We start from the raw sequence: 13305 nt of genomic DNA on the forward strand, positions 1-13305 counted from the left end.
CCGCCCTTTCACCGGTTCTGCAGGCGCTGCGCCCCCGCTCCCCCAGAGCGCGCCTGCGGCGCGCGTCCTCAAACGCCGGACGGGCTGAAGTCAGCCCGTCCGGCGTTTGAGGACAACCGCGCGGAGCGCGGTTTCAAGGGGGTGCGGGGCACCCCCCGCAAGAAACGGTGAAAGGGCGGGCCCGGGGCACCCCAGAAACGCCGCAAGGCGGCCACCCCCCGAGGGATGACCGCCCTGCGCCCCGAACAAGCGGGGACTACTGGTTGTACGGACCGTAGTCGTAGTCCTCCAGCGGAACCGCCTGACCCGACCCCGTCCCGAAGGGCGAGTAGTCGATGTCGTCGTACCCGACGGCCGAGTACATCGCGGCCTTCGCCTCCTCGGTCGGCTCGACCCGGATGTTCCGGTAACGGGACAGACCCGTACCGGCCGGGATGAGCTTACCGATGATCACGTTCTCCTTGAGGCCGATGAGCGAGTCGGACTTGGCGTTGATCGCCGCGTCCGTCAGCACTCGGGTCGTCTCCTGGAAGGACGCGGCGGACAGCCACGACTCGGTGGCCAGCGAGGCCTTGGTGATACCCATCAGCTGCGGACGGCCGGAGGCCGGGTGGCCGCCTTCCTGGACCACACGACGGTTCTCGGCCTCGAAGCGCGAGCGCTCGACGAGCTCGCCCGGCAGCAGCTCCGCGTCGCCGGACTCGATGATCGTCACGCGGCGGAGCATCTGCCGGATGATGATCTCGATGTGCTTGTCGTGGATCGACACGCCCTGCGAGTTGTAGACCTTCTGGACCTCGCCGACCAGGTGGACCTGGACCGCGCGCTGACCGAGGATCCGGAGCACGTCGTGCGGGTTGGTGGCACCCACGGTGAGCTTCTGGCCCACCTCGACGTGGTCGCCCTCGCCCACCAGCAGACGGGCACGCTTCGAGATCGGGAACGCCGTCTCGTCGCTGCCGTCGTCGGGGGTGACGACGATCTTCTTGGTCTTCTCGGTCTCCTCGATCCGCACACGGCCGGCGGCCTCGGAGATCGGGGCGACACCCTTCGGGGTACGGGCCTCGAAGAGCTCGACGACACGGGGCAGACCCTGGGTGATGTCGTCACCGGCCACACCACCGGTGTGGAAGGTACGCATCGTCAGCTGGGTACCGGGCTCACCGATCGACTGGGCGGCGATGATGCCCGCCGCCTCGCCGATGTCCACCAGCTTGCCGGTCGCCAGCGAGCGGCCGTAGCAGTAGGCACAGGTGCCGACCGCGGACTCGCAGGTGAGGACCGAGCGGGTCTTGACCGTCTCGACGCCATGGGCGACGAGCTGCTCGATGAGCACGTCACCGAGGTCGACGTTGGCCGGCGCGATGACCTTGCCGTCGACGACGACGTCCTCGGCCAGCATGCGGGCGTAGACGCTGGTCTCGACGTCGTCGGCCTTGCGCAGCACGCCGTTGGCGTCCCGGGTCGCGATCGACAGCTTGAGGCCGCGGTCGGTGCCGCAGTCCTCCTCGCGGATGATCACGTCCTGCGAGACGTCCACGAGACGACGGGTCAGGTAACCCGAGTCGGCGGTACGGAGGGCGGTGTCCGCGAGACCCTTACGGGCACCGTGGGTGGAGATGAAGTACTCCAGCACGGAGAGACCCTCGCGGAACGACGCCTTGATGGGCCGCGGGATGGTCTCGTTCTTCGCGTTCGACACCAGACCACGCATACCGGCGATCTGCCGCATCTGCATCATGTTTCCTCGGGCACCCGAGTCAACCATCATGAAGATGGGGTTCGTCTTGGGGAAGTTCGCGTTCATCGCCTCGGCGACCTCGTTGGTCGCCTTGGTCCAGATCGCGATGAGCTCCTGCGTGCGCTCGTCCTTGGTGATCAGACCGCGCTCGTACTGCTTCTGGACCTTCTCGTCCTGGGCCTCGTAGCCCTTGACGATCTCCTTCTTGGCCTCCGGCACGACGATGTCGGAGACGGCGACGGTGACGCCGGAACGGGTGGCCCAGTGGAAGCCGGCCGCCTTCAGGTTGTCGAGCGTCGCCGCCACGATGACCTTGGGGTAGCGCTCGGCCAGGTCGTTGACGATCTCGGAGAGCTGCTTCTTGCCCACCGAGTAGTCGACGAACGGGTAGTCCTCGGGCAGCAGCTCGTTGAAGAGCGCGCGGCCCAGGGTGGTGCGCAGGCGGAAGCTGTCGCCCGTCTGCCACTCACCTGCCCCGATGCCGCCGTCGTTCTCCTCCTCGACCGGGGGAACCCAGCCGCGCGGGGGAACGGTGCCGATCGGGAAGCGGATGTCGACCTTCGCCTGGAGCGAGAGCTCCCGGGCGTCGAACGCCATGATCGCCTCGGCGACGGACGCGAAGGACCGGCCCTCGCCGATGACCTCGCGCTCCTCCTCGTCGGTGGTGAGGAAGAACAGACCGAGCACCATGTCCTGCGTCGGCATGGTGACCGGACGGCCGTCGGCCGGCTTGAGGATGTTGTTCGAGGACAGCATCAGGATGCGGGCCTCGGCCTGCGCCTCCGCGGAGAGCGGCAGGTGGACGGCCATCTGGTCACCGTCGAAGTCCGCGTTGAACGCGGTGCAGACGAGCGGGTGGATCTGGATGGCCTTGCCCTCGACCAGCTGCGGCTCGAAGGCCTGGATGCCGAGGCGGTGCAGCGTGGGCGCACGGTTCAGCAGAACCGGGTGCTCCGCGATGACCTCTTCCAGCACGTCGTACACGACCGTGCGGCCGCGCTCGACCATGCGCTTCGCGCTCTTGATGTTCTGCGCGTGGTTCAGGTCGACCAGGCGCTTCATCACGAACGGCTTGAAGAGCTCCAGCGCCATGGCCTTGGGCAGACCGCACTGGTGCAGCTTGAGCTGCGGGCCGACGACGATGACGGAACGCGCCGAGTAGTCGACTCGCTTGCCCAGCAGGTTCTGACGGAAGCGGCCCTGCTTGCCCTTGAGCATGTCGGACAGCGACTTCAGCGGACGGTTGCCGGGGCCCGTGACCGGGCGACCACGACGGCCGTTGTCGAAGAGCGCGTCGACGGCCTCCTGAAGCATGCGCTTCTCGTTGTTCACGATGATCTCGGGGGCACCGAGGTCAAGGAGTCGCTTGAGGCGGTTGTTGCGGTTGATGACGCGGCGGTACAGGTCGTTCAGGTCGGAGGTCGCGAAACGGCCACCGTCCAGCTGCACCATCGGACGCAGGTCCGGCGGGATCACCGGGATGCAGTCCAGCACCATGCCGCTGGGGCTGTTGCGGGTCTGCAGGAAGGCGGAGACGACCTTGAGGCGCTTGAGCGCACGGGTCTTCTTCTGGCCCTTGCCGGTCCGGATGATCTCGCGGAGGCGCTCGGCCTCCTCGTCGAGGTCGAAGGACTCCAGGCGCTTCTGCAGCGCGGCGGCGCCCATCGCACCCATGAAGTAGGTGCCGAAGCGGTCGCGCAGCTCGCGGTAGAGCAGCTCGTCGCCCTCCAGGTCCTGGACCTTGAGGTTCTTGAAGCGGTTCCAGACCTCGTCGAGACGGTCGATCTCGCGCTGCGCGCGGTCGCGCAGCTGCTTCATCTCACGCTCGGCACCCTCGCGCACCTTGCGGCGCACATCGGCCTTGGCACCCTCGGCCTCGAGCTCGGCCAGGTCGGACTCGAGCTTCTTGGCGCGGGCCTCCAGGTCGGCGTCGCGGCGCTGCTCGATCTGCTGGCGCTCGACGGAGACATGGGCCTCCAGCGAGGGCAGGTCGCGCGTACGGCGCTCCTCGTCCACCCACGTGATCATGTAGGCGGCGAAGTAGATGACCTTCTCGAGGTCCTTCGGGGCGAGGTCGAGCAGGTAGCCCAGCCGCGACGGAACGCCCTTGAAGTACCAGATGTGGGTGACGGGAGCGGCGAGCTCGATGTGGCCCATCCGCTCACGGCGCACCTTGGCGCGGGTGACCTCGACGCCACAGCGCTCACAGATGATGCCCTTGAAGCGGACACGCTTGTACTTGCCGCAGTAGCACTCCCAGTCCCGGGTGGGGCCGAAGATCTTCTCGCAGAAGAGCCCGTCCTTTTCCGGCTTCAGGGTGCGGTAGTTGATGGTCTCCGGCTTCTTGACCTCGCCGTGGGACCAGGTTCGGATGTCGTCCGCGGTCGCCAGGCCGATCCGCAGCTCGTCGAAGAAGTTGACGTCGAGCACTTTGTCGTCAATCCCTCTTTCAGGGTTCGTGCCCTCTCGCGTCAGCGAGGTATGGGCTCTACATCAGTGGTCTGGGGGTCCGGGGACGACCGGGGCCTCACAGGGAGGCCCCGGTCAGACCCGTCAGACCTCTTCGACGCTGCTCGGCTCGCGCCGGGACAGGTCGATACCGAGCTCCTCCGCCGCGCGGAAGACGTCCTCGTCGGTGTCCCGCATCTCGATGGACATGCCGTCCGAGGACAGCACCTCCACGTTGAGGCAGAGGGACTGCATCTCCTTGATGAGCACCTTGAAGGACTCGGGGATGCCGGGCTCGGGGATGTTCTCGCCCTTGACGATCGCCTCGTAGACCTTCACTCGGCCGGTGACGTCGTCGGACTTGATGGTCAGGAGCTCCTGGAGGGCGTACGCGGCGCCGTAAGCCTCCAGCGCCCACACCTCCATCTCACCGAAGCGCTGGCCACCGAACTGAGCCTTACCACCCAGCGGCTGCTGGGTGATCATGGAGTACGGACCGGTCGAACGGGCGTGCAGCTTGTCGTCGACCAGGTGGTGGAGCTTGAGGATGTACATGTACCCGACCGAGATCGGGTCCGGGAACGGCTCGCCGGAGCGGCCGTCGAACATCCGGGCCTTGCCGGACGGGAGCACCATGCGCTCGCCGTCACGGTTGGGGATCGTGGACTCGAAGAGGCCGGCGATCTCGTCCTCGCGGGCGCCGTCGAAGACCGGGGTCGCGACGTTGGTGCCCGGCGCGACCTCGTCGGCGCCGATCGCCTGGAGCCGCTTCATCCAGTCCTCGTCGCCCTCGACCTGCCAGCCCTGGCTGGCGAGCCAGCCGAGGTGGATCTCGAGGACCTGTCCCGGGTTCATCCGGGACGGGACACCGAGCGGGTTGAGGATGATGTCGACCGGGGTGCCGTCCTCCAGGAACGGCATGTCCTCGACCGGCAGGATCTTGGAGATGACGCCCTTGTTGCCGTGACGGCCGGCGAGCTTGTCACCGTCGGTGATCTTGCGCTTCTGGGCGACGTAGACGCGGACCAGCTGGTTCACGCCCGGAGGAAGCTCGTCGCCCTCCTCGCGGTCGAAGACGCGGACGCCGATGACCTTGCCGATCTCGCCGTGCGGGACCTTCAGCGAGGTGTCACGGACCTCACGGGCCTTCTCACCGAAGATCGCGCGGAGCAGACGCTCCTCCGGGGTCAGCTCGGTCTCACCCTTCGGGGTGACCTTGCCGACCAGGATGTCGCCGCCGATGACCTCGGCACCGATCCGGATGATGCCGCGCTCGTCGAGGTCGGAGAGGACCTCCTCGGAGACGTTCGGGATGTCCCGGGTGATCTCCTCGGGGCCCAGCTTGGTGTCACGGGCGTCGACCTCGTGCTCCTCGATGTGGATCGAGGAGAGGACGTCGTCCTGCACGAGGCGCTGCGACAGGATGATCGCGTCCTCGTAGTTGTGACCCTCCCACGGCATGAACGCCACGAGCAGGTTCTTGCCGAGCGCCATCTCACCGTTCTCGGTGGACGGGCCGTCGGCGAGCACCTGGCCGGCGACGACGCGGGAACCCTCGTCGACGACGACCTTCTGGTTGAAGGACGTGCCCTGGTTGGAGCGCGAGAACTTCGCGACCCGGTAGGTGTTGTAGGTGCCGTCGTCGTTGGCGACGGTGACGTAGTCCGCGGAGATCTCCTGGACCACGCCGTCCTTCTCGGCCTTGATGACGTCACCGGCGTCGACCGCGCAGCGGTACTCCATGCCGGTGCCGACCAGCGGGGCCTCCGCCTTGATCAGCGGAACGGCCTGGCGCATCATGTTCGATCCCATGAGCGCGCGGTTGGCGTCGTCGTGCTCGAGGAACGGGATCATGGCGGTCGCGACCGACACCATCTGGCGCGGCGAGACGTCCATGTAGTCGACCTCGTCCGGCGCGATGTAGTCGATCTCGCCACCACGGCGGCGGACCAGCACACGGGCCTCGGCGAAGCGCAGGTCGTCGTTGAGCGCCGCGTTCGCCTGGGCGATGACGAAGCGGTCCTCCTCGTCGGCGGTCAGGTAGTGCACCTCGTCGGTGACCTGGCCGTCCACGACCTTGCGGTACGGGGTCTCGACGAAACCGAACGCGTTGACGCGGCCGTAGGACGCGAGCGAGCCGATCAGACCGATGTTCGGGCCTTCGGGCGTCTCGATCGGGCACATACGGCCGTAGTGCGACGGGTGGACGTCACGGACCTCGAAGCCGGCCCGCTCACGGGAGAGACCGCCCGGACCCAGCGCCGACAGACGGCGCTTGTGGGTCAGACCCGACAGCGGGTTGGTCTGGTCCATGAACTGGGACAGCTGGCTGGTGCCGAAGAACTCCTTGATGGAGGCGACGACCGGCCGGATGTTGATCAGGGTCTGCGGCGTGATCGCCTCGACGTCCTGGGTGGTCATCCGCTCGCGGACGACGCGCTCCATACGAGCCAGACCCGTGCGGACCTGGTTCTGGATGAGCTCGCCGACGTTGCGCAGACGGCGGTTGCCGAAGTGGTCGATGTCATCGGTCTCGACGACGATCTGCGTGCCGTTCTCACCGACCGTCTCGACCTCGCCGGCGTGCAGCTTCACCAGGTACTTGATCGTCGCGATGACATCGTCGACGGTCAGCACACCGGCGTCGAGCGGGGCGTCCGCGCCCAGCTTCTTGTTGACCTTGTAGCGGCCGACCTTCGCCAGGTCGTAGCGCTTCGGGTTGAAGTACAGGTTCTCCAGCAGCGTCTGCGCGGCCTCACGCGTGGGCGGCTCGCCCGGACGCAGCTTGCGGTAGATGTCGAGCAGCGCGTCGTCCTGGCCCTGGGTGTGGTCCTTCTCCAGGGTGGCGCGCATCGACTCGTACTCGCCGAACTCCTCCAGGATCTGCTCGGTCGTCCAGCCGAGAGCCTTGAGCAGCACGGTGACGGACTGCTTGCGCTTGCGGTCGATGCGGACGCCGACCATGTCGCGCTTGTCGACCTCCATCTCCAGCCAGGCACCCCGGGACGGGATGATCTTGGCCGTGAAGATGTCCTTGTCGGACGTCTTGTCGATGGAGGAGTCGAAGTAGACACCGGGGGAACGGACCAGCTGCGAGACGACGACACGCTCAGTGCCGTTGATGCAGAAGGTGCCCTTGGGCGTCATGAGCGGGAAGTCGCCCATGAAGACCGTCTGGGACTTGATCTCACCGGTCTCGTTGTTGGTGAACTCGGCCGTGACGAAGAGCGGGGCCGCGTACGTGAAGTCGCGCTCCTTGCACTCGTCGATCGAGTTCTTCGGGGGCTCGAAACGGTGGTCGCGGAAAGTCAGCGACATCGACCCGGAGAAGTCCTCGATCGGGGAGATCTCCTCGAAGATCTCCTCCAGACCGGACTTGGTGGGGACGTCCTGTCCACTGTCCAGCGCAGCCTCGACGCGAGCCTTCCAGGCGGCGTTGCCGAGCAGCCAGTCGAAGCTCTCGGTCTGCAGCGCAAGGAGGTTCGGAACCTCAAGGGGCTCCTTGATCTTCGCAAATGAGATGCGCAGCGGGGCAGTGCTGGCGCCGTTGTTCGTATTGGCGGTCGAGGCGTTGCGCGAGGCGGCCAAGAGGGGGTCCTTCCGAGGGCTCGGACTCACTACGCGCGTACCGGTCCCACTCCGTGCATACGAGAGAAATCCCAGCTCAAGGGGTTTCCATCAGCAGTGCTCGGCAGTGGGCATGCCCCTGGTGACGGGCAGGGAGCAGCTAACAGGCAGCGCAAAGGGTCAGTGTAGCCACTTGGCCCACTGATGTCCAGAGCGGATGTCCCGAGACCGGTGCGATACCAATCTCTCCCTCCGGGATCCTGTTGTCCTCGCCGTGCCGGACGCCTCCGGCGCCCCTGCGGGCCCTGCCCGCCGACCGCCTACCGGAAGCGCACGACGATACTTCCCTCTCCGCCGGCGATCCATGCCTCGGACGGTGCCTCGGATGGAACTTCGGACCGAACCAGCGGGATTCCGAAAGTCACTGCGTCCCGAGAATTGCGCGCGGCGTGCCGTTCGTCAAGGCCCTCCGGCCCCCGGGCGGCCCTGAGCAGCCACGCCGGGCCACTGCTGCGGGGCAACAAAGATCACCATACTCGCCTCGGGGGCGAGGTGGCGCAGCCCTCCCGGGTACGCCGAAGGGCGACCACCCGCATGGGTGATCGCCCTTGGCTCTCTGACGTTCGTCAGACGGGAGTCATACGACTCCCTGAGATCACTTGACCTCGACGGAGGCGCCGGCGCCCTTGAGGGACTCGGCGGCCTTCTCCGCGGCCTCCTTGGTGACCTTCTCGAGGACCGGCTTCGGGGTGCCGTCGACGAGGTCCTTGGCCTCCTTCAGACCCAGGGAGGTCAGCTCACGCACGACCTTGATGACCTGGATCTTCTTGTCGCCGGCGCCGGTGAGGATGACGTCGAACTCGTCCTTCTCGTCGGCGGCCTCGGCGGCGGCGCCACCAGCGGCACCACCGGCGACGACGACCGGCGCGGCAGCGGCGGCGGTGACGTCGAACTTCTCCTCGAAGGCGGAGACGAACGCGGCCAGCTCGAGAAGGGTCATGTCCTCGAACTGCGAGAGCAGCTCGTCCTGGGTGAGCTTCGCCATGATGGCGGGTCCTTCCACTAAATCGGCAGGTGCCGGGATGTACATGTCGGCGGGCGTACGGCCCGCTGCGACCGGTGCCTGGTGGCGCCGGTCAATGCGCGAGCCGAATTACTCGGCACCGCCCTGCTCGGCCTGCTTGGCACGGAGCGCGTCCACGGTGCGGACGAGCTTCGTCGGCAGCGCCTGGAAGAGCGAGGCAGCCTGGGACTGCTTGCCCTTCATGGCACCGGCCAGCTTGCTGAGCAGAACCTCGCGGGACTCGAGGTCCGCAAGCTTCTTGATCTCATCGGCGGACATCGCCTTACCGTCAAGGACACCGCCCTTGATGATGAGGTTCGGGTTGTCCTTGGCGAAGTCACGCAGACCCTTCGCCGACTCCACCGGGTCACCGGTGACGAAGGCGACGGCCGTCGGGCCAGCGAAGAGCTGGTCCTCGAGCGTGATCCCGGCCTCATTGGCCGCAATCTTGGTCAGCGTGTTCTTCACCACGGCGTACTGGGCGTTCTCACCGAGCGAACGACGCAGCTGCTTGAGCTGCGCCACGGTGAGACCGCGGTACTCGGTCAGCACGGCGGCATTGGAGCTGCGGAACTTGTCCGTCAGCTCGGCAACCGCGGCGGACTTGTCGGGCCTCGCCATGAGCCTCGGCCTCCTTCCGGGTGATTCGGACCGCATAGACGCGAGAAGGGACCTGGGCAAAACGAAACGCCCCGGCGCGGGCGCACGGGGCGTGACTCGACCACTATGAACATGACGTCCACACGGGAGTTCAACCACAGTCACCTGCGCAGGTCGCCCGCAGCTAGCGGATCCTTCGGCCACCACGCCTTCGGATGAAGGCACAGCAACGACCAGCGGTCTTTGGCTTCTGCCAGAGAGTACGTGAACGAGCCGTCGTCAGGCAAATCGGCCGTAACGGCCGGGGGGGCGCCCCCTGGGAGACGCCCCCGGGAGACCCTAGGAGTCCTTGCCCAGCTGCCCCAGGTCCATGACCTCGGAGGCCGCCGGGGCCTTGACGTCGACCGGCTTGTTGTAGTCCAGGAACTTGATCGTCAGGTCCATCGGACCCTTCTTGGTGGCGGACCGCATCCGGAACTGCTTGGTGTGGTCCTTGCCGTCGATCCATATGTCCATCTGGAACTTCTCGACGCCAAGGTCCTCGTACGACTTCAGCTTGGCCTCGTGACGCTTCCTGGCGGCCGCGTCCTCCTTCGCCAGGGACTTCCGCATCTGGGCGAGGGTGACCGTGCCCTTGTAGTGGGTGGTCCTCACGCCGTCGACGGTCTCCTGGCCGACCTTGTCGAGGTCCTTGGCGGCCTTCATGGAGCCGGCGTCGTCCACCGGGTTCTGCTCGGCCTGGCCGCGCATCCCGAAGGCATTGGTGCCGCCCGGGGCCTTTCCGGCGGTCCCCGAGGGGAACTTCATCCAGCTCTTGCCACCGGTGGCGGCAGAGCCCTTCTCGCCGGCGTTGAGGTACATGCCGCCGTCGACGAGGCGGATCTCCATTTCCCCGCTCTCGTCCGGGGTGGCGCCCTTCACCTTCATCTTCATCTGCATGGCCTGCGGCTTCATGCTCATCGAGGCCATGGCCTCGACATGCCCGTTCTCGGGCATGGCGCCGCTCATGGTGTACCGCAGCGAAGTGATCTCTTCGTTCTTCTTCGCGGCCCGTTCCACCGCCGCCGCGAAGGACGCGTCGACCGGCTTCTGCGCGGGCTTCGCGGCCGCATCGGAGCTGTGCCCGGAGGCCTTCTTGTCATCCTTGCCGTCGTCCGACGAGCAGGCGGCCGTGCCGCACAGCAGGGCGCCGACGAGCAGGGCTCCAGCGGCCTTCCGGTGCATCGAGTTCATGATCTTTTCCCCAATGGGCATCGCGGTTTTCGCGAAAACTTTTGCAAACTTCCGTGACAATACCCTTCGGTAGCCCAAAGGGAACAGCGACAATACGGCCCCCGCACCTCGGGGTGAGGCGCGGGGGCCGTATTCGCTCAGCGGATGAGGTCCGCGCGGCTCTACGCGCCGGCGCCGGAACCGCCCTTCAGCTTCTTCATCATTTCGATGAAGTCGAGGGTCTCACCGGCCGGCGGCGCCTGGACGTCGGCCTTGGCGCCGTAGTCCTTGTAGTCCGCGGCCATTTTGATCTTGCCCTGGGCGCTGTCCATGCCCACGACCATCTTCACCGGCAGGTCCTCGCTGTTGAGCCAGAACTCCATGTCGTAGTTCTTGATGCCGGACTTCTTGATGTTGTCCAGCAGCTGCTCACGGTCCTTGGCGTCCATGAGCTTGGCGGACTCGTTGCCCTTCACCACTTCGTCGACACTCAGCGTGCCCTTGTAGTGCTGGGCGTCGACACCATTGACCTTTTCCGAACCGAGGTTCTTGAGGTTGGGCGAGTCGAGCAGGACGGCCATCTGCTTGGCCGGGTCCTGGTTCATGTCGTTCATGTTCCCCGTCATCTGCTTCTGGAGCGCGGGGTCCCCCGACTCCTTGGCAGCGGCGGCCACGTCGATCTTCATCCACTTCTTGCCGCGCATTTCGGCGGGGGCGGATTCCATGGCCTTGGCGGGCATCTGCATGTACATCACGTTGCCCAGCATGATCATGCGCGTGGCACCGGGGCCGTCCTTGCCGGCGAGTGCCGTACCGCTCACCGTCATGTCCAGGACCGTGGGGTTCCAGCCCTGAACGCCGTCCATCACCATGGTCCCGGCGGGGGCGTCCTTCATGCCGGTCGGCATCTCCATGGTCATGTGGACCTTGGCCGACTTCGCCGCGCTGGTCTTCTTGAAGGCCGCCTGAAGGGCCTGGACCGGGCTCCGGCCCTCGGTCTTCGCGTCGCTCTTCGACTGGTTCTGCGAAGAGCTCTTGTCGTCCTTCTTCTTGTCGTCGGAGTCGCATGCGACGGCGCCGACGAGAACCGCCGCGGCGGACAGCGAGATACCTATGCGACGGACCGTGGACTTGGACATATCCCCCACCTTTTTGGAGACCACTTGCACGTTCGTTCGCCCGACGATAACGCAGCCGCACGACAAGAAGACAATAAGAAAGAGGCCGTCCCCCGCACCCGGAACGGGTACGGGGGACGGCCCCCAGGTCACACGCTGTGCGGGACCGTCGTTCAGACGGTCTCGTCCTCGACGAGGAGGTTGCGGGTGCGGTTCGGGTCCAGCGGGATGCCGGGGCCCATGGTGGTGCTCAGGGTCGCCTTCTTGACGTAGCGGCCCTTGGCGGCGGACGGCTTGAGGCGGAGGATCTCCTCGAGCGCGGCGCTGTAGTTCTCGATCAGCGACTTCTCGTCGAACGACGTCTTGCCGATGATGAAGTGCAGGTTCGCGTGCTTGTCGACACGGAACTCGATCTTGCCGCCCTTGATCTCGGTCACGGCCTTGGCCGTGTCCGGGGTGACCGTGCCGGTCTTCGGGTTCGGCATCAGACCACGGGGACCGAGCACGCGGCCGAGGCGGCCGACCTTGCCCATGAGGTCCGGGGTGGCGACGACGGCGTCGAAGTCCAGACGGCCCTTGGCGACCTCGTCGATGAGCTCGTCGGCGCCGACGATGTCGGCGCCCGCGGCACGCGCGGCCTCGGCACGGTCACCGGTCGCGAAGACCAGGACCCGGGCGGTCTTACCGGTGCCGTGCGGAAGGTTCACGGTGCCACGGACCATCTGGTCCGCCTTGCGCGGGTCGACGCCCAGACGCAGGGCGACCTCGACGGTGCCGTCGAACTTGGTGCCGGAGGTGTCCTTCGCCAGACGGACGGCCTCGAGCGGGGCGTACAGACGCTCCCGGTCGATCTTCGCGTCCGCGTTGCGAAGAGTCTTGCTGCGCTTCACTGAAACTCCTCAGTGGTGATTGGAGTCGTGGTCCGGGCCAGCGCTGGCCCTTCCACGGGTGCTGCCAGGGGTGGTTGTCAGCCCGCGCCCTTCTTGGGGCGGGCTTCCGCCCTCATTCGCTCCGCGGACGGCTTCGCTGCGCTCCGCCGGCCACTCCGCGAATTCGGTTGTCAGCCCTCGACCGTGATGCCCATGGAACGGGCGGTGCCGGCGATGATCTTCGCGGCGGCGTCCAGGTCGTTGGCGTTCAGGTCGGGCATCTTGGTCGTGGCGATCTCGCGGACCTGCGCCTCGGTGATCTTGGCGACCTTGGTCTTGTGCGGCTCGCCGGAGCCCTTGTCCACGCCCGCGGCCTTGAGGATCAGCTTCGCGGCCGGCGGAGTCTTGGTCACGAAGGTGAAGGAACGGTCCTCGTAGACCGTGATCTCCACCGGCACGACCATGCCACGCTGCGACTCGGTCGCGGCGTTGTAGGCCTTGCAGAACTCCATGATGTTGACGCCGTGCTGACCCAGCGCGGGGCCGACCGGCGGAGCCGGGTTGGCGGCACCGGCCTGGATCTGGAGCTTGATAAGCCCCGTGACCTTCTTCTTCTTGGGAGGCATTGCTCTCTCCGGGTCCTAGTGAGAGTTTTTTGCCCGCGACACACTGCGCGCAGGCATACCG

Annotated in this window: 8 protein-coding genes; all 8 read right to left on the bottom strand. The window is 66.5% G+C overall.

Going from position 1 to position 13305, the window contains the following annotated elements:
- Positions 1 to 256 precede the first annotated feature (256 nt).
- The 8 genes from HN013_RS18440 to rplK all read right to left on the bottom strand — a co-directional run bounded on the left by HN013_RS18440 (position 257) and on the right by rplK (position 13244).
- The gene (locus HN013_RS18440) at positions 257 to 4171 is read right to left on the bottom strand and encodes a DNA-directed RNA polymerase subunit beta' (RefSeq protein ID WP_171167534.1); all 3915 of its coding nucleotides are present in this window, start codon (positions 4169 to 4171) and stop codon (positions 257 to 259) included.
- A 123-nt stretch (positions 4172 to 4294) separates the two neighbouring features.
- Positions 4295 to 7777 carry a DNA-directed RNA polymerase subunit beta gene (gene rpoB / locus HN013_RS18445; protein WP_171167535.1) on the bottom strand — a complete coding sequence of 1161 codons (3483 nt, stop codon included), beginning with the start codon at positions 7775 to 7777 and terminating at the stop codon, positions 4295 to 4297.
- Between the two features lie 634 nt (positions 7778 to 8411).
- Complete coding sequence (gene rplL / locus HN013_RS18450; protein ID WP_171167537.1) at positions 8412 to 8801, bottom strand: 50S ribosomal protein L7/L12; 390 nt, start codon at positions 8799 to 8801, stop codon at positions 8412 to 8414.
- A 108-nt stretch (positions 8802 to 8909) separates the two neighbouring features.
- Positions 8910 to 9440, bottom strand: a complete 531-nt coding sequence (gene rplJ, locus HN013_RS18455; protein WP_171167539.1) for a 50S ribosomal protein L10 — start codon at positions 9438 to 9440, stop codon at positions 8910 to 8912.
- A gap of 318 nt (positions 9441 to 9758) precedes the next feature.
- A complete protein-coding gene (locus HN013_RS18460) occupies positions 9759 to 10652 on the bottom strand; it encodes a DUF1396 domain-containing protein (protein ID WP_171167541.1) in 894 nt (297 codons plus the stop codon).
- A gap of 161 nt (positions 10653 to 10813) precedes the next feature.
- The gene (locus tag HN013_RS18465) at positions 10814 to 11770 is read right to left on the bottom strand and encodes a hypothetical protein (RefSeq protein WP_171167543.1); all 957 of its coding nucleotides are present in this window, start codon (positions 11768 to 11770) and stop codon (positions 10814 to 10816) included.
- Between the two features lie 152 nt (positions 11771 to 11922).
- Positions 11923 to 12639 (bottom strand): 50S ribosomal protein L1, encoded by a 717-nt coding sequence (gene rplA, locus HN013_RS18470; RefSeq protein WP_171167545.1) that lies wholly within the window; start codon positions 12637 to 12639, stop codon positions 11923 to 11925.
- A gap of 170 nt (positions 12640 to 12809) precedes the next feature.
- The gene (gene rplK / locus HN013_RS18475) at positions 12810 to 13244 is read right to left on the bottom strand and encodes a 50S ribosomal protein L11 (RefSeq protein WP_171167547.1); all 435 of its coding nucleotides are present in this window, start codon (positions 13242 to 13244) and stop codon (positions 12810 to 12812) included.
- Between the last annotated feature and the right edge of the window lie 61 nt (positions 13245 to 13305).

The organism is Streptomyces sp. I05A-00742 (assembly GCF_013055795.1).
Classification (GTDB): Bacteria; Actinomycetota; Actinomycetes; order Streptomycetales; family Streptomycetaceae; genus Streptomyces.

What these genes read in the sequence shown, in the direction of transcription:
- HN013_RS18465 (WP_171167543.1), bottom strand. Translation starts at nt 11,770, where the DNA reads ATGTCCAAGTCCACGGTCCGTCGCATAGGTATCTCGCTGTCCGCCGCG.
- rplK (WP_171167547.1), bottom strand. Translation starts at nt 13,244, where the DNA reads ATGCCTCCCAAGAAGAAGAAGGTCACGGGGCTTATCAAGCTCCAGATC.
- rplL (WP_171167537.1), bottom strand. Translation starts at nt 8,801, where the DNA reads ATGGCGAAGCTCACCCAGGACGAGCTGCTCTCGCAGTTCGAGGACATG.
- HN013_RS18460 (WP_171167541.1), bottom strand. Translation starts at nt 10,652, where the DNA reads ATGAACTCGATGCACCGGAAGGCCGCTGGAGCCCTGCTCGTCGGCGCC.
- rplJ (WP_171167539.1), bottom strand. Translation starts at nt 9,440, where the DNA reads ATGGCGAGGCCCGACAAGTCCGCCGCGGTTGCCGAGCTGACGGACAAG.